20 protein-coding genes, 1 tRNA gene and 1 pseudogene are annotated in these 20,708 nt (G+C 57.0%); 11 read left to right on the top strand and 11 right to left on the bottom strand.

Annotated elements, in window-relative coordinates; translation table 11 throughout:
- From ACA054_RS10830 to ACA054_RS10820, 3 genes are all read right to left on the bottom strand, one after another.
- Positions 1-1,062, bottom strand: coding sequence for a hypothetical protein (locus ACA054_RS10830; protein ID WP_497689375.1), 1,062 nt, complete (start codon positions 1,060-1,062; stop codon positions 1-3).
- Position 1,063: 1 nt separating this feature from the next.
- Positions 1,064-2,566, bottom strand: coding sequence for an MBOAT family O-acyltransferase (locus ACA054_RS10825; RefSeq protein WP_497689374.1), 1,503 nt, complete (start codon positions 2,564-2,566; stop codon positions 1,064-1,066).
- Positions 2,567-2,660: 94 nt separating this feature from the next.
- Positions 2,661-2,933 carry a hypothetical protein gene (locus ACA054_RS10820; protein WP_497690278.1) on the bottom strand — a complete coding sequence of 91 codons (273 nt, stop codon included), beginning with the start codon at positions 2,931-2,933 and terminating at the stop codon, positions 2,661-2,663.
- A gap of 49 nt (positions 2,934-2,982) precedes the next feature.
- Between ACA054_RS10820 and ACA054_RS10815 the strand changes: the two genes are divergently transcribed.
- Both ACA054_RS10815 and ACA054_RS10810 read left to right on the top strand, forming a co-directional pair.
- The gene (locus tag ACA054_RS10815) at positions 2,983-3,132 is read left to right on the top strand and encodes a hypothetical protein (RefSeq protein ID WP_497689373.1); all 150 of its coding nucleotides are present in this window, start codon (positions 2,983-2,985) and stop codon (positions 3,130-3,132) included.
- Between the two features lie 346 nt (positions 3,133-3,478).
- Positions 3,479-4,246 (top strand): annotated as a pseudogene (locus ACA054_RS10810) (tyrosine-type recombinase/integrase); the annotation flags it as partial.
- Between the two features lie 143 nt (positions 4,247-4,389).
- On the opposite strand, the gene ACA054_RS10805 reads toward ACA054_RS10810, so the two are convergent.
- Positions 4,390-4,788 (bottom strand): hypothetical protein, encoded by a 399-nt coding sequence (locus tag ACA054_RS10805; RefSeq protein WP_497689372.1) that lies wholly within the window; start codon positions 4,786-4,788, stop codon positions 4,390-4,392.
- A 48-nt stretch (positions 4,789-4,836) separates the two neighbouring features.
- Here ACA054_RS10805 and ACA054_RS10800 point away from each other — a divergent pair, with 48 nt between their 5' ends.
- Entirely contained in the window at positions 4,837-5,028 is a 192-nt protein-coding gene (locus ACA054_RS10800) for a hypothetical protein (protein WP_497690277.1), read from the top strand.
- Positions 5,029-5,127: 99 nt separating this feature from the next.
- On the opposite strand, the gene ACA054_RS10795 is transcribed toward ACA054_RS10800, so the two are convergent.
- Positions 5,128-5,322, bottom strand: a complete 195-nt coding sequence (locus ACA054_RS10795) for a Rha family transcriptional regulator (RefSeq protein ID WP_497689371.1) — start codon at positions 5,320-5,322, stop codon at positions 5,128-5,130.
- Positions 5,323-5,379: 57 nt separating this feature from the next.
- Between ACA054_RS10795 and ACA054_RS10790 the strand changes: the two genes are divergently transcribed.
- Positions 5,380-6,090 (top strand): hypothetical protein, encoded by a 711-nt coding sequence (locus ACA054_RS10790; RefSeq protein ID WP_497689370.1) that lies wholly within the window; start codon positions 5,380-5,382, stop codon positions 6,088-6,090.
- Positions 6,091-6,158: 68 nt separating this feature from the next.
- On the opposite strand, the gene ACA054_RS10785 is transcribed toward ACA054_RS10790, so the two are convergent.
- Both ACA054_RS10785 and ACA054_RS10780 read right to left on the bottom strand, forming a co-directional pair.
- Positions 6,159-6,470, bottom strand: coding sequence for a hypothetical protein (locus ACA054_RS10785; RefSeq protein ID WP_497689369.1), 312 nt, complete (start codon positions 6,468-6,470; stop codon positions 6,159-6,161).
- A gap of 254 nt (positions 6,471-6,724) precedes the next feature.
- Positions 6,725-6,801: transfer RNA gene (locus ACA054_RS10780), tRNA-Val, on the bottom strand.
- A 183-nt stretch (positions 6,802-6,984) separates the two neighbouring features.
- On the opposite strand from ACA054_RS10780, the gene ACA054_RS10775 reads away from it, so the two are divergent.
- The gene (locus ACA054_RS10775) at positions 6,985-8,268 is read left to right on the top strand and encodes an NAD(P)/FAD-dependent oxidoreductase (RefSeq protein ID WP_497689368.1); all 1,284 of its coding nucleotides are present in this window, start codon (positions 6,985-6,987) and stop codon (positions 8,266-8,268) included.
- A gap of 63 nt (positions 8,269-8,331) precedes the next feature.
- Here ACA054_RS10775 and ACA054_RS10770 read toward each other — a convergent pair whose 3' ends face one another.
- Together ACA054_RS10770 and ACA054_RS10765 are read right to left on the bottom strand one after the other, a co-directional pair.
- The gene (locus ACA054_RS10770) at positions 8,332-8,766 is read right to left on the bottom strand and encodes a DoxX family protein (RefSeq protein ID WP_497689367.1); all 435 of its coding nucleotides are present in this window, start codon (positions 8,764-8,766) and stop codon (positions 8,332-8,334) included.
- A gap of 103 nt (positions 8,767-8,869) precedes the next feature.
- Positions 8,870-10,291 carry an MltF family protein gene (locus ACA054_RS10765; protein WP_497689366.1) on the bottom strand — a complete coding sequence of 474 codons (1,422 nt, stop codon included), beginning with the start codon at positions 10,289-10,291 and terminating at the stop codon, positions 8,870-8,872.
- A 235-nt stretch (positions 10,292-10,526) separates the two neighbouring features.
- Between ACA054_RS10765 and ACA054_RS10760 the strand changes: the two genes are divergently transcribed.
- Complete coding sequence (locus tag ACA054_RS10760; RefSeq protein ID WP_497689365.1) at positions 10,527-11,333, top strand: TatD family hydrolase; 807 nt, start codon at positions 10,527-10,529, stop codon at positions 11,331-11,333.
- 38 nt (positions 11,334-11,371) lie between these two features.
- Here the strand turns inward: ACA054_RS10760 and ACA054_RS10755 are convergent, their stop codons facing one another.
- Positions 11,372-12,601 carry an acyl-CoA dehydrogenase gene (locus ACA054_RS10755; protein ID WP_497689364.1) on the bottom strand — a complete coding sequence of 410 codons (1,230 nt, stop codon included), beginning with the start codon at positions 12,599-12,601 and terminating at the stop codon, positions 11,372-11,374.
- A gap of 154 nt (positions 12,602-12,755) precedes the next feature.
- Here ACA054_RS10755 and ACA054_RS10750 point away from each other — a divergent pair, with 154 nt between their 5' ends.
- The 3 genes from ACA054_RS10750 (at position 12,756) to ACA054_RS10740 (ending at position 15,312) form a co-directional block, all read left to right on the top strand.
- The gene (locus ACA054_RS10750) at positions 12,756-13,685 is read left to right on the top strand and encodes a LysR family transcriptional regulator (RefSeq protein WP_497638979.1); all 930 of its coding nucleotides are present in this window, start codon (positions 12,756-12,758) and stop codon (positions 13,683-13,685) included.
- A gap of 178 nt (positions 13,686-13,863) precedes the next feature.
- Entirely contained in the window at positions 13,864-14,265 is a 402-nt protein-coding gene (locus ACA054_RS10745) for a MerR family transcriptional regulator (protein ID WP_497689363.1), read from the top strand.
- 147 nt (positions 14,266-14,412) lie between these two features.
- A complete protein-coding gene (locus ACA054_RS10740) occupies positions 14,413-15,312 on the top strand; it encodes a hydroxymethylglutaryl-CoA lyase (protein ID WP_497689362.1) in 900 nt (299 codons plus the stop codon).
- A gap of 682 nt (positions 15,313-15,994) precedes the next feature.
- On the opposite strand, the gene ACA054_RS10735 is transcribed toward ACA054_RS10740, so the two are convergent.
- Positions 15,995-17,692 carry an AMP-binding protein gene (locus ACA054_RS10735; protein WP_497689361.1) on the bottom strand — a complete coding sequence of 566 codons (1,698 nt, stop codon included), beginning with the start codon at positions 17,690-17,692 and terminating at the stop codon, positions 15,995-15,997.
- A gap of 204 nt (positions 17,693-17,896) precedes the next feature.
- On the opposite strand from ACA054_RS10735, the gene ACA054_RS10730 reads away from it, so the two are divergent.
- On the top strand, positions 17,897-19,060 hold the full coding sequence (locus ACA054_RS10730) for an isovaleryl-CoA dehydrogenase (RefSeq protein WP_497689360.1): 1,164 nt from the start codon (positions 17,897-17,899) through the stop codon (positions 19,058-19,060).
- A 12-nt stretch (positions 19,061-19,072) separates the two neighbouring features.
- On the top strand, positions 19,073-20,680 hold the full coding sequence (locus tag ACA054_RS10725; protein WP_497689359.1) for a carboxyl transferase domain-containing protein: 1,608 nt from the start codon (positions 19,073-19,075) through the stop codon (positions 20,678-20,680).
- Positions 20,681-20,708 lie beyond the last annotated feature (28 nt).

Here is a 20,708-nt window from a genome sequence, read left to right as displayed (position 1 = left end):
TTACCGATTCGTGTCAGCAGTGCTTACGCCTGACCTGTCGTCCTGCAGCGCTGGTTTGAGAAGCGCGCTGAGCCGAACTGAACGTTCTCTATCCGAGCCGCAGTTCAGGTGGTAGGGCGTGTTAAAGAATGCGTTTGCCGGAAAGAAAAAATCAGTCGGCGTGCCAAGCATGTCGAAACCTTGGTCGCCAAGCCTCCTCCAGAGGCTGTTCAACATAAACTGATACTTCTCGGATCTGGTCGCTCCGTCGTCAACTTGTACCGGTGCCGCGATAAATACACGGACGCCTTTTTCGCGCTGAGCAGCAACAAAATCGGTCAAAAGTTCAAGAGCATTTCCGTTCAGCTCCGCACTCAACGAGTAATTGCTGCCGCTAATCGGAGCTGGCGTTCCGCATGTATTTTTCATGTCGCCTTGCAGGTTCATATTGATATATGAATACAAGAAGTCCTGATTGGTCGCTGAAGTTTTATTGTATTTTTCAATCGCTTCGTCTGGCGTCATTATTACCCTAAGCGGGTTCGTTTTTAGAACAGTTTCGCGACCAATTTTAGCTTCAATGTTTCTACGTAGATTTGGGATTGAGATCGATTTTGCATACTGTAGCTTTCTAAAAAAACTAAGCCCTTCAAAATATTCATGATTCCAGGCTACCACCTGATCAATCATCCAGTCTTCTGGTGCCTTATAATCATTAATGTAATAATTCCAAACCAGCGGCAAGACGACTACATCGCCACTACGCGTATTGCGCGAGGCCATTTCGAGAATCCAGTCGAACGGAAGGCCTCCGTGCATACCAAAATTTATTACGGGTAGCCCTATATTATTTTGCATATAGGCACTGTCCATCCCAAAAAGAATATTCGAATCACCTACCAGAAGCACTCGCGGGCCTTCTGAGCTTGCTGCAAGGTTCTCTTTCAGAACGCGCCAATTAGCCACATCGTAAGAAGCTTCAATAGGTGCACCAAATTGGAAATTAAACGCGGCGAAGAACGCTGAACCAATCACGGCAGCAGTAATAGCAGACGACCAGACGAATTTTCGAAATAGGTTCATATCAGAATTGAAAATAAAGGAATGGGCTAATAAAGCTAGTGCCAAAAGTAGACATTAGACTTGCGCTGAGCAGCGCCACACAGACGATAGAGGACGAAACACAGATAAAGGATACGACCTTATCCTTTTCTCCACCGGGCAGCGACAACCTGTGTTCCAGCAGCTCAATGAACTCGTACACGTTCGGAAAAAACCATACCAAAACAAGAGAAATGGCGAGGTAGGCGGAGAAGACCAAAGCTTCGTGAGCGTTGAATATCGTCGACCAGTCTGCCTCTTGTTGGAGTCCTGCCATCCCCTCAATGATTGACTGCGCTGCATGTACCGTATCTGCTCGGAAAAACACCCAGGCCACGATAACTAGACTAAAAGTCAGCAGAATGCTAGCTGGCCCTGTAATAGATTTGGGCAGCACCCCTTCCAGTCGCCAGGGTGCTGGTATTTTTCTGAACGCGTGGTTTACGCACAAATAACCACCATGTAGAGCCCCCCAGACAACAAACGTCCAATTGGCGCCGTGCCATAGTCCACCCAATAACATTGTCAGCATTAGATTGATCAACCGTCGCGACTCGCCATGCCGATTGCCGCCAAGCGGAATGTACAGATAATCCCGAAGAAACTGCGATAGCGTCATATGCCAGCGCCTCCAGAACTCAATGATATTGATCGCCTTGTAAGGCGAGTTAAAGTTAATCGGCAGTTTGATGCCGAACATCATCGACAATCCGACAGCCATGTCGGAATACCCAGAGAAATCGAAGTATATCTGTAGTGTGTAGGCCAGCGCTCCAACCCATGCGGCGAAAAACCCAACATCGTGACCCAAGGACGCGGCATGGAACACAGGATCTGCATAAGCACTAATTGGGTCGGCAAGCAAGAGTTTTTTGCTCAGGCCGACAGTAAACAATACTATGCCAATCGCGATGTTTCTGTAGCGAACCTGATATACATCAGGGTCCCGGAACTGAGGCATCATTTGCCCATGATGCAGAATCGGCCCAGCGATCAAATGAGGAAACCATGTCACAAAAAGAAGGTAATGCCAGAAACTGTATTCGTGCGCCTTACCGCGCCACGCGTCAACCAAGAACGCGATTTGCGTAAATGTGAAAAAAGAGATACCTAACGGTAGAACGAGATGCAACATAGGAGCATCTGCACTAATAACTTTTGCAATCTCACCAAGGAAGAAATTGGAGTACTTGTAATAACAGAGTAGAGACAGGTTGCCGACTACGCCAATTACTAAGGCACTCCAAGCGATCCTTGACTTAGACTCCCTGAATTTCGACACGACGTATCCGATCGTGTAGTTAAATACTATTGAGCCAAGCAGAAGTGGAATATAGGTAGTACTCCACCAGCCATAGAAAAACACCGACGCCGCTGCGAGCCAGACGGCCGCCGCCTCGCGCCCGATAAAACGAGCTATCACGAAGAATCCAGCAAACACTACTGGCAGGAATGCAAAAATAAACTCGAAGGAAGTGAAGAGCATGGCGTCGTGCCTAGATTATTATGGCGCACATGCTACTTCACTTTCCTGAGGGTAGACAGAGCCTGCGCGTTGAATTTGCGGACTAGGCACGATCCTATTCCTTCGCAGGCTTATCAGGTCCGTGCGTAGTGGTGCTTGCCGAAAACTGGTTGTTCGTGCTGAGAGGATCTGAGATCGGCGCTACGACGAAGATTTCTGCGCCCGCCGGCCTGCACTCCTCAATGCAGGCTTGTACCTCGGAAACCTTGGCAGGCGACGGGATGATGGGTACGCCCTCATCGCACACGAACAGCACGGTCACAGTGCCGGCTCCCATCTGGAATGGGTACGGCCAGACTCGACTACCTGTACCTGACCGACTACTCACGAAGGCGCGAGAGGGACTGATCGACGCCAAATTGCATTGGACCGCAGTGATGACGGACTACCTGGCCAAGACATTCGCCCAGGCACGGGACGATTCGAAGGCTTATGAAAACATGCCTGCCGGCGACAGCCCCACTTTCCAGGAGATCATGGCACTCGGTGCCTGGCGGTATGAGCAACAGAGTTTCGAGCAGGAATAGATTTGGGGCTTGATATATCACACGGACGTGAAGACGACCGAGTGCTCTCAAGCGGGGCAAGGCGATGACGCATTATTTTAAATGAAGGGCAAAGCTGACCTGAAGGGTGTACCTCGGTGGGCGCCGCTCAAAATATTCCCTACTGTTGCCCAAACCCCAGGCAAAAAAAAAGGGCCCACCTTTCGGTGAGCCCTTCCAGACCGCCCAGCAGAGCGGATTTTGTTTGGTAGGCGCGATTGGACTCGAACCAACGACCCCCACCATGTCAATGTCTGCTTGAGCAAGCTGCAAGCCGTGGTGCTCCTACCTTTCACAGAACGCCCATTCACATTATGAGGCGTCAAAAATGGCCAATTTCCGCTTACTTCCGTCTGGCAACTGGAACGCACAGGTACGGGTAAAAGGTAATTCTCCCCAGACGAAAACCTTCAGCACCAAAGCAGAAGCAGAGTCATGGGCGAACCAGATCGAAGCCGTGACGATGGATCGCAAGCACCACACCATTTATACGTTGGGCATGACGTACTGCGAAACGATGCTGAAGGGCAAAGGCAGCTACGACCACGCACTGAAGATCGTCGAGCATCTAGGCAGGCACTTCACGCAGCCAATCCATGAAATCACACCGCAGATGATCAATGACTTCAAGATCATGAGATTGAAGAAGGTGAAGCCTTCTACGTGCAGGACACAGCTCGCCTTTATGTCCCGGTTCTATCGATTCGCCAAACGCGGTTTGCTGATCGACATTCACAACCCTGTCAGTGATATTGCTCTGCCAAAGCCTGATCGGTCCTCCGATAAGGTGATCCGCGCAAGCGAGCTTGAGCGGTTGCTAGCGAAGCTCTCTCCCACCATGAAGCTCATCGTTGAACTCGCCTACGAGACTGCCATGAGGCGATCTGAAATTTTGAAACTGACGAAAGACTGCCTGCACCTCAATGACCGCATTGCCGATGTGATCGACGGGAAGAGCGGCACCCGATCAGTCCCCCTCACCCACCGTGCTATTGAGATTCTTGAACTCGCCCAACTGTGGGCCACTGTGGAACGCTACCCACACGGCTTGATCTTCACGGTCACTCCTCACGCGGTATCTCAGGCCGTGCGCCTTTGCACCACATAGTGCAGGGTTTCAGCAAATCTCCAGACTCCCCCACTAATATTTCCGCCACAGATTTACGACCGATATCGCCAAGGGCGACTGTAAAAAATTGAAAAGTTTGGTAAGTGCCAGGATTTGAGAAAAGCTCCTATCTACGGGGCACGATTGTACTTCCGGCGGTGGTCGTCCTCCATTTTCTCGCAGACTGTTCTCATAATCCTTCGGGTTGAACGCTCTTCCAAATCGTCCTTTACCTCTTTCCAGCAGAGCTCGATGGCCAGCGACGAACTTTTCCGAGCTTTGTCTTCAGGGGTGTCCGTGGCATTGATCGCGGCTCCTAGGACCATCATCCCCAGTAGGCCCACTATGGGAGTGAGGATGATCCACAGAAAGACCGTACCCGCCTTACTGCCCGACTTCGTCACCTCTTTTTGCTGATGCTTTCCACCGCCGGGATTGTCCAGCATCTCTCCGCAGAACTTGCACTTCAGCGCCTCCGCCTTAATCATCTCCGCACAGTACGGACATTTCTTCTCGTCGTTATCTGCCATCTCATTACCTCCGTGTGTGGTGGATGGCACAATGCCACACTCTCCGACATCTCTCTAGTTCGTATCTTTATAGGAGCGACTCAGAGAGAAGTCTTAGATGCCGCCATTGAAGAGGTCACCAAATGGCTCGCTGAGAATGGGGTAGCGAGTGTTGCCATCAACGCAACAACCGCCATGAAAACGCTGGACAAGAATGCTCAAGGCATCACAGACGCCATCATGCGGCTACGCCAGTCGTAGGCACCTTAGCACTCCATCTGACCGCGGGGGTCGCCTATTGAGCACCTTGCTCTGTGAATCGCTATGTCCATGCGCGCTCTATGACGCTTAGAGAATGTTTTAGCCGGTGTGCAGGATGTCCACTTCCCGGCGAGGCAGATTGAAGCACGGGAGCCGCTTGTTCTGCTTGCTTAGGTAGGACGCCTCAAAACTGAGGGCTCCTCCCTCACCCATCTCCGCCAACATTTTGCGGATGTCGCGCATGACGTTGTAGTGTTCCTTACGCGTCAGATCCGCAATCTCCTTACTGCTCATGGTGACAAACTATCTTGACCTGTCTTATCTTCCCTTCAAATCAATCATGGAGGGCCTATGAGCATCCCTGACGAAATCATCGAAAACATTCAAGGTGACCCCGTACAGGCGGCATTCTTAGCTTGTGAATACGTTTTAGAGGCTGTGGAGAGTAGTTCCGGGTGGAGCCCGAAAACACATGAGATCCTCATGGAGGGTTATGCACTGATTGAGGCGATGGAAATCGCTGGACTCATAAAGTGCTTCGCAGCGTCGGGCAACATTGAGGGAGATCGCAATCATGCCTGTACAACAATCGCGGCCTACTTAACTGAAGTGATGAATGAGCTTGAGGAGCAACTGTCTAATCACAAGCTGGAATCATTGCAAAGAAAGTTCGCAGGAATCGTATCAAACGCATTCGCATATGAGTTCACCGAAGGTGATGTCAATCGCATCCAAACGCTTATCAACGAGCTGCGACAGCTGATCTCCAATAACGATGAATTGGAGGATCAGCACAAACGTCGCCTTCTTAAGCGTCTAGAGAAATTGCAGACCGAGATGCATAAAAAGATGTCTGACCTTGATCACTTCTACGGCCTTACCGTCGAGGGGAGCGTGATGCTCAAGAAGGTTGGCGGGAATCTCAAGCCGATTGTTGACCGCATCTCCGAGATAACCAAGATCACCTGGGCTACTCAGTCGAGGGCTGAGGATTTGCCATCTGGGAGTGAACCTCCGTTGATCGGCACGGATAAGCAGGAATCGCAAATCGCTTCTGAATAATGGACTGAGCTGATGGTTTGGGCTGCTTCCTTGGAAGCAGCTTACCCCTCACACGGTTAGTCTGAGTTCTATGCGATTTTATTCGTGTGATCTCCATATGCATATCCCATCCGCGATGCATCCTGCTTCCTCTCCCGACTGTAGATGTCGCTCAGCGTCCACTTCTGACGCTCGTGTTCGATCTTCAGTGCGGCAAGCTCCCTCGACCCGTCGCGGTACATGACGATCATCCCAGCTATGGTTTCGTGGGCTCTGCGTAGATCCTGCCGCGTCGTATCCAGCTCAGCTTCCAGTAACGAGCAGTAGTGCTGGAGCATCTCCACGCGCTTAGGCATGCCCAGCTCAAAGCCTGTGTCATCGATCAAATCGTCTTCCATCATGCACGAACCATATACTGTATATCCGAACAGTATAAATTCAAGGAAGGGCGCTCAAGAGCGAGAAGACGGGTGGTGAAAAGGACTGAGATGTAGAGGAAGAATTTCACCCCAAGTACGGACGCTTACGGCGTTCACATTGCCCAGTGTGAACGAACCCGATATTTTGTGAACGTTCTGCATGAAATCCAAGATAACAAAAAAGGGCCCACCTTTCGGTGAGCCCTTCCAGACCGCCCAGCAGAGCGGATTTTGTTTGGTAGGCGCGATTGGACTCGAACCAACGACCCCCACCATGTCAAGGTGGTGCTCTAACCAACTGAGCTACGTGCCTGCTGTGAGGCGGCATTCTACGGAATTCCGGGAGGGTGTCAACACCTTTTTTCGCGCTAACCCTATGAATATGCAAAATATTTAATTTTGCTGCTGCAAAGAAGATTTTCCGGTGGCTGGCGGCGGTTTTTCAACTCGGGTAGGATCAACGCACACGTTAAATTTATTAAACAGAGGCTTCAGGATGGCGAACACCCCTTACCCAGAGTCCTATTACGCCGCATCGGCCAATGCGGTGCCGCCGCGTCCGTCTTTGCAGGGTGAGGTTGAGACTGATGTCTGCGTGATCGGGGCCGGTTATACCGGGCTGTCCTCGGCCCTGTTCCTGCTGGAGCACGGCTTTCGGGTGACGGTGCTGGAAGCGGCCAGGGTGGGTTTCGGTGCGTCGGGGCGCAATGGTGGACAGATCGTCAACAGCTACAGCCGCGATATCGATGTGATCGAGCGCAGTGTCGGCCCTCGTCAGGCTCAGTTGCTGGGGCAGATGGCGTTCGAGGGCGGGCAGATCATTCGTGATCGGGTGGCCAGGTACAACATTCAATGCGACTTGAAGGACGGCGGTATGTTTGCTGCCGTCACCGCCAAACAGATGGGTCACCTGGAGTCCCAGAAGCGTTTGTGGGAGCGTTTCGGCCATACGCAGCTGGAGTTGATGGATCAGCGCCGCATCCGCGAGGTCGTGGCTTGCGATCAATACGTTGGTGGCATGCTCGACATGAGTGGCGGGCATATCCATCCGCTCAACCTGGCACTGGGCGAAGCGGCGGCTGTGGAGTCGTTGGGCGGCACCATTCATGAGCAGTCGCCGGCGGTGCGCATCGAGCGCGGTGCCAGCCCGGTCGTCCACACGCCACAGGGCAAGGTCAGGGCCAAGTTCATTATCGTGGCGGGCAACGCCTACCTGGGCAATCTGGTGCCGGAGCTGGCGGCCAAATCGATGCCTTGCGGCACGCAGGTGATCACCACCGAGCCCTTGGGCGATGAGTTGGCGAAAACCCTGCTGCCCCAGGACTATTGCGTCGAAGACTGCAACTACCTGCTCGACTACTACCGCCTGAGCGGCGACAAGCGTCTGATTTTCGGCGGTGGCGTGGTGTATGGCGCACGGGACCCGGCGAACATCGAAGCGATCATTCGTCCGAAGCTGCTCAAGGCTTTCCCGCAGCTCAAGGATGTGAAAATCGACTACGCCTGGACCGGCAATTTCCTGTTGACCCTGTCGCGTCTTCCTCAGGTCGGGCGACTGGGCGACAACATCTATTACTCTCAGGGCTGCAGCGGCCACGGCGTCACCTACACGCACCTGGCGGGCAAGGTCCTGGCCGAGGCATTGCGCGGTCAGGCTGAACGTTTCGACGCCTTTGCCGACCTGCCCCACTACCCGTTCCCGGGTGGGCAACTGCTGCGCACCCCCTTCGCTGCGCTGGGTGCCTGGTACTACGGATTGCGCGACAAATTCGGGTTCTGATGCACCAACAAAAAATGCCCGTATCTGACGATATGGGCATTTTTTTATCTGCTTGGAAAACCGTTACCCGGCGATGGCGCGGTCCGCCGACAGCTTGCCGGCCCCTTCGATCAGCACCGCGATGCTGCCGCCGAGCAACGCCAGGGCGAATTCATAACCGTTGTTGGCCATGAACAGGCCGTTGCTGATGTGAACGGTAAAAATCGCCACCAGTGACAGGAAGGTCAGGCCCAGCGCCGCCGGACGTGCCAGCAAGCCGATGATCAATGCCAGACCGCCAAAGAACTCGGTACCGCCCGCCAGCGTCGCCATCAGGTAGCCCGGTGCCAGGCCGATGCTTTCCATGTACTGCGCGGTTCCCGCCAGACCATAGCCACCGAATGCCCCGAAGAGTTTTTGCGCACCGTGGGCAGCGAAGATGATGCCGACGAAAATCCGCAAAACAGTCAGGCCGTAGCCAGCGCGGGTAAACAATACCTTGTTGATCAGTGTGCTCATGCTTTGACATCCCTTGAGAGTGTGTGTTGGTTGGCCGCTATATTAATCAGTAAATCTCATGTTAAAAGCGCAAAAAACCCGCAATAACAATCAGTTTATTCGATCATTTACGAAGGGCAACTTTTTGCCCTTGGGGCTCCAACGACTCCCGCTCCCGATCGAACGCCAGGTAATACTTGTTCACGCTATTAACATAGCTGACAGGTCCCATTCCCACCTGCTCCATGGCGATGCGCTCAACCTGGAAAAACCACTGGTTGGGGTTCAACCCGCGTCGCCTGGCTTCCGCGCGCATCCCTTGCACCCGCTCCGGGCCGATGTTGTAGGCCGCCAGCACAAAGGCCATGCGCTCGCGTTCATTAAGCTTGGGGCTGGCGAAGAACTTGCGGCGAATCATCGCCAGGTACTTGGCCCCGGCCTGCACGTTGGCATCCAGGTCTTGAATGTTGCTCACACCCACACGTTGTGCCGCTGAAGGCGTGATCTGCATCAGGCCGGTCGGCGCGCCGCCACTGCGGGCCGCGGGTCGCAGGCCGGACTCTTTGAACGCCAGCGCCGCCAGGTTCAGCCAGTCCATGTCTTGGGCGCTCGCATGTTTTTGCAGCACCGGCCGCAGCTTTTCCAGGCGCTGGCGGTCAGCCTTGGCCAGGGGATAGTGGACCTGGTACTGGCGTCGATAGATGCGCAAGAACGCGGCATCCTGGTCCGATGGTTTTTTATAGCCCGCCAGGAAACGATCGATGCTGGCCCGCAGCATCGCCGCGTCGCGGCGCACGAACCAGAACTCTTCGCCTGGCTCGCTGATTATCACTTGGCGATCGACTCGCAATTTCGGCAGGATCTTGCCCCAACGTTCGGCAATCGGTTGTTCGACGATGGTCAGATGAAAGATCCCGCCCTGGACCATCTCCAGCACGTCCTCGACCGCCAGGCTCGGGTCGACCCACTCGATCTTGACGGGCGGCAGTTTATGCAGCGCCAGCTTTTGATTGATCTGGCTGATGGCGTCACCGGCGGCGCTGCCGTTGGGCAGCGCCAGGGTTTTACCTGACAGCTGTTCAAGACGGGTGTACCGACGCTCACCCTTGATCCCCACCAGCACCAACGGGATGTTACTGGCAACCGGTTCACTGCTGCTGACGGCGAAGCCCGGCTGCAGGTCCAGCAACTCGCCAGGGGCCACCAGGTCGCCCTCCCCGCGCTGCAACGCACCGAGCAGTTGATCCTTGGCTTTGGGAATGATCTTGAGGGTGATTTCCTGGCCGTCGCGGGCGTGGCCGTTGAGGTATTGCTCGAAAGCGCGCAAGCGATGGTACTCGACGCCTATGGCCTGACCCTGGACTTCGCCGGAACTGTTGCGGCTCTGGTTGACCAGCACTCGCAGCACGCGACTGCTGCGGATGTCCGTCAGGTCACGGACTTTGGTCGCCGGTACGGCTTGCAGCGGCCCGGGCAGCCGCGCAACCGCCGACATTGGCAGCAGCAGCGAGCAACACAGCAGTAGCAAAACCGAGGGACGAATCATCCACTCTCCGCAAAGAATTCAGGTCGACCGCATGAATGGGATCACGCAATCAAGCGACAGAAACAGAGCGCTCTAAGCGCTGGCAACGCGCGAAAGACTGGCACAATGATGGCATCGCCACCACCCAGACTTGTTCGCGACATTAAGAGACAGCGATAACCCGTTGTAGTTCTTGGCTTTTCTTATAAATCCAGAGCTCTGATATGCTTTGCGGCCCTGGGCCCGAGGTAGCACCATGCAACTCATCGATATCGGCGTCAACCTGACCAACCCCAGCTTTGCCGACAAGCACCAGGCTGTACTGGACCGCGCCTATGCCGCCGGGGTCTGCCAATTGGTGCTCACCGGCACCAATGTCGAGGGCAGCGAACAGGCGCTGGAGTTGTGCCAGCAACTGGACGCAACAGCGCAACGGCTGTTCGCCACTGCCGGTGTTCATCCCCACGCGGCCAGCGACTGGAATGCCGACAGCGCGCGTCGTCTGCGCAGTCTGCTGAAGGAGGCGAATATCGTCGCGGTGGGTGAATGCGGCCTGGATTTCAACCGCGATTTTTCACCGCGTGCGCAACAAGAGAAAGTCCTCGAAGAACACCTGGCGCTGGCGGTCGAACTGCAAATGCCGGTGTTCCTGCACGAGCGTGATGCCAGCCAGCGCCTGCTGGAGATCCTCCGTGACTACCGCGATCAATTGCCGGCGGCCGTGGTGCACTGCTTCACTGGCGAAAGGAAAGCGCTGTTCAGTTACCTGGACCTGGATTTGCACATCGGCATTACCGGTTGGATCTGCGATGAGCGCCGGGGCACGCATTTGCACCCCTTGGTCAAGGAGATCAAGCGCGGGCGGTTGATGCTGGAGAGCGATGCGCCGTATCTGTTACCGCGCAGCCTTCGCCCCAAACCGAAAAACGGTCGCAACGAGCCGGCGTATCTGACGGAAGTGTTACGTGAGGTGGCCTTGCACCGCGGGGAAAGCCAGGAAGACCTGGCCGCCCACAGTACGGCTTGCGCGCGGGCGTTCTACGGGCTGCCCACCGTGGATTGAACGCGGGCCCGGATCGGGCCCGCGATACAGCTGTCACCCTAGTGACTGCTGCGCAACATTTCTTTAGGCACGTACTTGCCGATCTCGAACTTGCCGATTGCCGCGCGGTGCACTTCATCCGGACCGTCGGCCAGGCGCAGGGTGCGTTGCATGGCATACATGTAGGCCAGCGGGAAATCGTTGGACACCCCTGCCCCGCCATGGATCTGGATCGCCCGGTCGATCACGCGCAAGGCCACGTTCGGCGCCACCACCTTTATCTGCGCGATTTCACTCTTCGCCACTTTATTGCCGACGGTGTCCATCATGTACGCCGCCTTGAGCGTCAGCAGGCGGGCCATGTCGATCTCCATCCGTGAATCGGCGATCTTGTCGATGTTGCCGCCCAGGCGCGCCAGGGGTTTGCCGAACGCGGTGCGGTTCACCGAGCGTTTGCACATCAGTTCCAGCGCTCGTTCAGCCATGCCGATCGAACGCATGCAGTGGTGAATCCGCCCCGGGCCCAGACGGCCCTGTGCAATTTCGAAGCCGCGTCCTTCACCCAACAGAACGTTTTCGTACGGCACCCGAACATTTTCAAACAGCACTTCGGCGTGACCGTGGGGTGCGTCGTCATAGCCGAACACTGGCAGCGGACGCAGGATTTTCACACCAGGGGTATCCACCGGAACCAGAATCATCGAGTGCTGCGCATGACGCGGTGCATCGGGATTGCTCAGGCCCATGAAGATCAGGATCTTGCAGCGCGGATCGCACGCACCGGAGGTCCACCATTTCTTGCCGTTGATCACCCACTCGTCACCGTCGCGCTCGGCACGGGCGGCCATGTTGGTGGCGTCGGAGGACGCAACGTCCGGTTCGGTCATGGCGAACGCCGAGCGAATCTCGCCGCGCAGCAAGGGTTCGAGCCAGCGTTGCTTCTGTTCTTCGTTGGCGTAGCGCACCAGTACTTCCATGTTGCCCGTGTCCGGTGCCGAGCAGTTGAACGGCTCAGGCCCCAGTAGCGAACGCCCCATGATTTCCGCCAGCGGCGCGTATTCGAGGTTGGTCAGGCCGGCGCCGAGCTCGGACTCAGGCAGAAACAAATTCCACAGGCCTTCGGCCTTGGCCTTGAGCTTGAGTTCTTCCATGATCGCGGTCGGCTGCCAGCGGTCGCCCTCGGCGACCTGGCGCTCGAATACCGCTTCGGCGGGATAGACGTAGGTGTCCATGAACGCGGTCACGCGCTCACGCAGTTCTTGCACCTTGGGCGAATAAGCGAAATCCATGGGCAGCTACCTTCTTGCAGGAGGTTGTTTAGGTCATGCAATCGATGCTAGAACAGCTATGAAAATTTACCTAGCCTATTCTCGGCGTGTATAAACATTCATCACCGATATATGATCGACTGATCGAGACCACCTAAAATAAGAGTGCAGCGCAATGAATCTGAGCAAGGTCGACCTCAACCTTTTCATCGTCTTCGACGCGATCTACACCGAGGCCAACCTGACCCGCGCCGGGCAGATTGTCGGGATTACCCAACCTGCTGTGTCCAACGCGCTGGCCCGACTGCGCGAGACTTTCAACGACCCGCTGTTCGTGCGCACCGCCCAGGGCATGGTGCCAACACCCATGGCGCAAAACATTATCGGCCCGGTGCGCAACGCGCTTTCATTGCTGCGCGTTTCGGTGCAGGAAAGCCGCATCTTCAATCCACTGCAGGCGGTCAAGACCTACCGCATCAGCATGACCGACCTCACTGAAGCTGTGATCCTGCCGCCGCTGTTCCAGCGCCTGCGCCGCCTTGCGCCAACAGTGATCATCGAAAGTTTTTTGTCCAAGCGCCGCGAGACCACCAAGGAGCTGGCCGCCGGCCGACTCGACTTCGCCGTGGACGCGCCGCTCAACACCGACCCGCAGGTGCGCCACGTCAAGTTGATGGAGGACCGTTACGTGTGCGCCATGCGCAAGGGGCACCCGCTGGCGGGCAAGGAAAAATTCACCCTCGATGATTACCTGGGACTGACCCACATCCACATTTCCAGCCGTCGCAGCGGCCTGGGCCATGTCGACCTGGCCCTGGGCAAAATGGGCATCCAGCGCAAGATCGCCCTGCGCTCCCAGCATTACCTGATGGCCTCGCAAGTGTTGCAGCAGACCGACATGGTCATGACCGTGCCAGAACGCTTCGCGCGTCGAAACGATTTGCACGCCTTTTATCTGCCAGTCAACGATGTGCCGCCGGTTGAAACCCACCTTTACTGGCACGAAAGCACCGACCAGGACCCGGCGAACCGCTGGATGCGCGAGCAGATGATCGAGTTGTGCCAGCAGGTGACGGCGCAGGAGAAGAAGCTGGAGAAGGTGTAGGGCTCTACACCGCATTATCGTTCTTCGCGGGCAAGCCTCGCTCCTACAGGCGGCGGGGATCTTGTAGGAGCGAGGCTTGCCCGCGAAGAGGCCCGCAAAGACACCGAAAATCCCTGCCCCTTGACGTAAACGTCAACCTGCCATTAGCTTAGCGCCATGACCTTTTGCGAGCGCGCCCATGAGCAGCCAGACCTACAGCATTTCCGACCTCGCCCGCGAGCTCGACATCACTACCCGGGCCATTCGCTTCTATGAAGAACAAGGCCTGCTCAGCCCCGAACGGCGTGGCCAGGAACGCATCTACTCACCCCGCGACAAGGTTAGTCTGAAGCTGATCCTGCGGGGCAAGCGCATCGGCTTTTCCCTGGCCGAATGCCGCGAGCTGATCGAGCTCTACGATCCTTCCAGCGGTAACACCAAGCAACTGCACAGCATGCTGGGAAAAATCAGCGAGCGCCGGGAACAGCTGGAACAGCAGCTACTGGACATCGAACAGATGAAACTGGAGCTCGATACCGCTGAAGATCGTTGCGTGCAGGCGCTGGAACAAACCCTCAAGAGTCAGGAATCGCTTCAATAGGCCTACACAATCCTCTGTGGGAGCGAGCTTGCTCGCGATAGCATTGGGTCAGTCGACAACGATGTCGCATGTGCTACCGCCATCGCGAGCAAGCTCGCTCCCACAGGGTTTTCTCAGCATTCAGACAATCAGCACAGGTCGAATCCCATGTCTCTTCCAACCCACGTACGCCTGGTCGAAGTCGGCCCCCGCGACGGTCTGCAAAACGAAGCCCAACCCATCAGCGTTGCCGACAAGGTGCAATTGGTCGATGCACTGACGGCCGCGGGCCTTGGCTATATAGAAGTCGGCAGTTTCGTCTCGCCCAAGTGGGTGCCGCAGATGGCGGGGTCTGCCGAGGTGTTCGCACAGATCCAGCGCAAGCCGGGCGTGACCTATGGCGCCCTCGCCCCCAACCTGCGCGGCTTTGAAGATGCCCTTGCCTGCGGGGTCAAGGAAGTCGCGGTATTCGCCGCGGCGTCGGAAGCGTTTTCCCAGCGCAACATCAATTGCTCGATCAGCGAAAGCCTGGAGCGCTTCGTTCCCATCATGGATGCCGCCAGACAGCACGGCGTCAGCGTGCGCGGTTACGTGTCCTGTGTGCTGGGCTGTCCCTATGAAGGTAACGTCGCGCCCGAACAAGTCGCCCGGGTCGCACGGGAGCTTTACGCCATGGGCTGCTACGAGGTGTCGCTGGGCGACACCATCGGCACGGGCACCGCTGGCGCCACGCGCAAGATGTTCGACGTGGTGTCGGCCGATGTGCCGCGGGACAAACTGGCCGGGCACTTCCACGACACCTATGGCCAGGCCATGACCAACATCTACGCCAGCCTGCTGGAAGGCATCTCGGTGTTCGACAGCTCCATCGCCGGTCTCGGTGGCTGCCCTTATGCCAAGGGCGCCAGCGGTAACGTCGCCACCGAGGACGTGGTTTACCTGCTCAACGGCCTCGGGATCGAAACCGGAATCGACCTGGATGCGCTGATTCTGGCCGGCCAGCAAATTTGTACCGTGCTGGGGCGCCCCACCGGTTCCCGTGTGGCGAAGGCGCGTAGCGCTCAGTGAACGTGCAGGTGTGTGGGGGTGTTACCGCAGCCGCGGAAACGTGGGCGCAAGCGAGTAACACGGAAACAGAATGTAGGGTTTTCCCTGAGGCCGAAAACCTTATAAAAACCTAAGCACCTGTTTTTAAAGGGTTTTTAAAAGTTGGCACGGCTTCTGCTATATCTATCGCATAACAAGAATAAAAAAATTGCGGCAAACCCAATAAAAACAAGACGTAACGACTCTGACATAACAAAAACAACACGGCAGAGACGCAGCTAACAGATTTTTTTGGAGAGGATGTGCTTTTCAGGGTGCTTTTCGGAGTTACCCGCAACCGGGCAGAGAACAATAAAACTACCTTCAGGTAGCTCCCGAACTGGTTGGATCGCTCAGCGAAAAAGTAGATCAGCGCTCAAAAAAATACGTTTGCTCTTGATCCCGGATGGGGATCGACAAAAAACAGCGGTAAAGGGTCAACGGTCACCAAAAACAAAAACAGACCGCCCCTCAATAATAAAAAAAGAGCACGCGCAACGAAAATTAAAGGGGAGCTTCGGCTCCCCTTTGTGCTGTCTGCGATTCTGAAGATCATGTAAAACCCTGTGGGAGCGAGCTTGCTCGCGATGGCGGTAAGGCATTCAACATCTATGTCGACTGACCTACTGCTATCGCGAGCAAGCTCGCTCCCACAGGTTTTGTGTCACGCCTTGTTGATGCGCAACTCCTCGATGCTGATCTCGCGCATCCTGAATTTCTGGATCTTGCCGGTAACGGTCATTGGAAACTCTTCCACGAACTTGAAGTAACGCGGTGTCTTGAAGTGCGCGATGCGCTCCTTGCACCAGGCTTGCAGCTCCTGTTCGGTGGCACTATGGCCGGGGTGGAACTTGATCCAGGCAACGATCTCTTCGCCATAACGCGAGCAAGGAATGCCGATCACCTGCACATCGGCCACCGCCGGGTGGGTGAAGAAGAATTCTTCCAGTTCGCGCGGATAAATGTTCTCGCCGCCGCGGATGATCATGTCCTTGTTGCGCCCGGCAATGCACACGTAACCCTCGTCATTCATGCTCGCCAGATCACCGGTGTGCATCCAGCCGGCCTGGTCGATGGCTTCCGCCGTGCCTTGCGGATTATTCCAATAACCGAGCATCACACTGTAACCGCGAGTACACAGCTCACCGATGGTGCCACGGGGCACCGGATTGCCCGCTTCGTCGATGATTTTGCTTTCCAGCTGTGGCTGGGTGCGGCCGACGGTGGTCACGCGCAACTCCAGGTCGTCCGAGGGACCTGTCTGCAACGACACCGGGCTGGTTTCCGTCATGCCGTAGGCAATCTGCACTTCGCTCATGTGCATTTCATTGATGACCCGGCGCATCACCTCGATAGGGCAAGTCGCTCCCGCCATGATTCCGGTGCGCAGACTCGACAGGTCGAACTCGGCGCGTTGCGGCTGATCGAGCATGGCGATGAACATGGTCGGCACACCGTAGAGCGCGGTGGCTTTTTCTTCGGCGACGGTGCTCAGGGTCTGCAGCGGATCGAATGCGTCGCTTGGGTAAATCATGGTGCTGCCGTGGGTGATGCAACCGAGGTTGCCCATGACCATGCCGAAGCAGTGGTACAACGGCACCGGGATCACCAACCGGTCGATGGCGGTCAGGCCCAGGCTTTCGCCGACCATATAGCCATTATTGAGAATGTTGTAGTGGCTGAGGGTTGCGCCCTTGGGGAAGCCGGTCGTGCCAGAGGTGTACTGGATGTTCACCGCCTGATCGAAGTGCAGGCTGTTTTGGCGCTCATGCAATTGCTCGACCGAAACGCTGCCCGCCAGCTCGGTCAGTTGCGACCAGGGCAGGAAACCCGTCGGCGGCTGCGCGTCGAGACTGATGACCCCGCGCAATTCCGGCAGGCGCTCGCTGTGCAATTTGCCGATGGCTTGCTCCGCCAGCTCCGGCACCAGGCCCTGCAGCATGGCGTGATAGTTGGAGCTCTTGAAAGCACCGGCGCTGACCAGCCATTGGCAGCCGGACTGCTTCAGCACGTATTCGAGTTCGGAACTGCGATAGGCCGGGTTGATGTTGACCAGGATCACGCCGATTTTCGCCGTGGCAATCTGGGTAATGCACCACTGGGCACAGTTCGGGGCCCAGATGCCGAGACGGTCGCCGGCCTGCAGGCCCAGCGCCAGAAGCGCCCTGGCATGCAGGTCTGCCGCATCCGCCAGTTGCCGCCAGGTGTAGCGCAGCTGTTGATGGCGCACCACCAGCGCCTCCCCGGCCGGGTACTGCGCGACCGTATTGTCGAACGCCTGGCCGATGGTCATCGCCAACAAGGCTTTGTCCTGGGAACCACGGGTGTAACTGCGTTGCGGGCTTGCACTGGGTTGATCCATGACGACCCCTATTGTCTTTATTAATGGGCTACTCGCGCTCCCACAAAATGGTTGCGCGTTCTATCTTGAACTGCCTCTACTCTCGCTCAAGTTGACGTTAACGTAAAGGGCGATTGACAGCCTTTCGTCACAGGTTTACGTTAACGTAAAGGTGAGAGCCGATTGACTGACTCACCAACCGACAAAAAAGCCAAAAGGTGACCCATGAGCTACCCATCCCTGAATTTTGCCCTCGGTGAAACCATCGACATGCTGCGCGATCAGGTTCAGTCCTTCGTCGCCAAAGAGATCGCCCCCCGCGCCGCTCAGATCGACATCGACAACCTGTTCCCCGCCGACCTGTGGCGCAAATTCGGCGACATGGGCCTGCTGGGCGTTACCGTGGCGGAAGAGTACGGCGGTGCCGGCCTGGGTTACCTGGCGCACGTTGTCGCGATGGAAGAAATCAGCCGTGGCTCGGCCTCTGTGGCCCTGTCCTATGGTGCGCACTCCAACCTCTGCGTCAACCAGATCAACCGCAATGGCAACCACGAACAGAAATCCAAATACCTGCCGAAGCTGATCAGCGGCGAGCACATCGGCGCCCTGGCCATGAGTGAGCCGAACGCCGGCTCCGACGTGGTCTCGATGAAGTTGCGTGCCGATAAACGCGGCGATCACTACGTGCTCAACGGCAGCAAGACCTGGATCACCAACGGTCCGGACGCCAACACCTACGTGATCTACGCCAAGACCGACCTGGAAAAAGGTCCCCACGGCATCACCGCCTTCATCGTCGAGCGCGACTGGAAAGGCTTCAGCCGCAGCAACAAATTCGACAAGCTCGGTATGCGTGGTTCGAACACCTGCGAGCTGTTCTTCGATGACGTCGAAGTGCCAGAAGAAAACATCCTCGGCGTGCTCAACGGCGGCGTGAAGGTGCTGATGAGCGGCCTCGACTACGAACGTGTCGTCCTGTCCGGCGGCCCGACCGGGATCATGCAGGCCTGCATGGACCTGATCGTGCCGTACATCCACGACCGCAAGCAGTTCGGCCAGAGCATCGGCGAGTTCCAGCTGATCCAGGGCAAAGTTGCCGACATGTACACCCAGCTCAACGCCAGCCGCGCTTACCTGTACGCGGTGGCCCAGGCCTGCGAGCGCGGTGAAACCACCCGCAAGGACGCCGCCGGCGTGATCCTCTACAGCGCCGAGCGCGCCACGCAAATGGCTCTCGACGCGATCCAGATTCTCGGCGGTAACGGCTACATCAACGAATTCCCGGCCGGTCGCCTGCTGCGTGACGCCAAGCTGTACGAGATCGGCGCGGGCACCAGTGAGATCCGTCGCATGCTGATCGGCCGCGAACTGTTCAACGAAACCCGCTAAACGGAGCTGTCCATGGCTATCCTGCATACCCAGCTCAACCCCCGTTCGGCGGAGTTCGCGACCAACAGCGCGGCGATGCTCAAACAGGTCGACGCCCTGCACACCCTGCTGGCCCAAGTGGCACAAGGTGGCGGCCCGAAAGCGCAAGAACGCCACACCTCCCGGGGCAAACTGCTGCCCCGCGAGCGCATCAACCGCCTGCTCGACCCTGGCTCGCCTTTTCTGGAAATCAGCCAACTGGCGGCCTACGAGGTGTATGGCGAAGACGTTCCCGCCGCTGGCGTGATTGCCGGGATCGGCCGGGTGGAAGGTGTCGAGTGCATGATCGTCGCCAACGATGCCACGGTAAAAGGTGGCTCGTACTACCCGCTGACCGTGAAGAAGCACCTGCGCGCCCAGACCATCGCCCAGCAGAATCGTCTGCCGTGCATTTATCTGGTGGATTCCGGCGGCGCCAACCTGCCGCGCCAGGATGAAGTGTTTCCGGACCGTGAACACTTCGGGCGGATCTTCTTCAACCAAGCCAACATGAGCGCACAGGGCATCCCGCAGATTGCCGTGGTCATGGGCTCCTGCACCGCGGGCGGCGCCTACGTACCGGCCATGGCCGACGAGGCCATCATGGTGCGCGAGCAAGCGACGATTTTTCTTGCCGGCCCACCGCTGGTGAAAGCCGCGACGGGTGAAGTGGTCAGCGCCGAAGATCTGGGCGGGGCCGATGTGCACTGCAAGATTTCCGGTGTGGCCGACCATTACGCCGAAAGCGATGAACACGCCCTGGCCCTGGCGCGTCGTAGCGTTGCCAATCTCAACTGGCGCAAGCTGGGTGAAGTGCAGCAACGCACCCCGATCGCCCCGCTCTATAGCAGCGACGAGTTGTACGGTGTCGTGCCGGCCGATGCCAAGCAACCGTTCGATGTGCGCGAAGTCATCGCGCGGCTGGTGGACGGTTCGGTGTTCGACGAGTTCAAGGCCTTGTTCGGGACCACATTGGTTTGCGGATTTGCCTACCTGCACGGTTATCCGATCGCCATCCTCGCCAACAACGGCATCCTGTTCGCGGAAGCTGCACAGAAAGGTGCGCACTTCATCGAGCTGGCTTGTCAGCGCGGCATCCCGCTGCTGTTCCTGCAAAACATCACCGGCTTCATGGTCGGCCAGAAATACGAAGCCGGCGGCATCGCCAAGCACGGCGCGAAACTGGTGACCGCGGTGGCCTGCGCCAAGGTGCCGAAGTTCACCGTGATCATCGGCGGCAGCTTCGGTGCCGGTAACTACGGCATGTGCGGCCGGGCCTACGATCCGCGCTTTTTGTGGATGTGGCCGAATGCGCGCATCGGCGTGATGGGTGCCGAACAGGCGGCCGGGGTACTGGTGCAGGTCAAGCGCGAGCAGGCCGAACGTGCCGGCCAGGCTTTCAGCGCCGAGCAGGAAGCCGAGATCAAGCAACCAATCCTCGACCAGTATGAAGAACAGGGCCATCCCTACTACTCCAGCGCTCGCTTGTGGGATGACGGCGTCATCGACCCGGCCCAGACCCGCGACGTACTGGCACTGGCCTTGTCCGCGTCGTTGAACGCGCCAATCGAACCGAGCCGCTTCGGCGTGTTCCGGATGTGATTTTCTGTGGGAGCGAGCCTGCTCGCGA

This window comes from Pseudomonas sp. LBUM1653 (genome assembly GCF_059716115.1).
The sequence above is the reverse complement of the archived record's forward strand: the minus strand, read 5'-3'. Positions and strand labels throughout refer to the sequence as shown.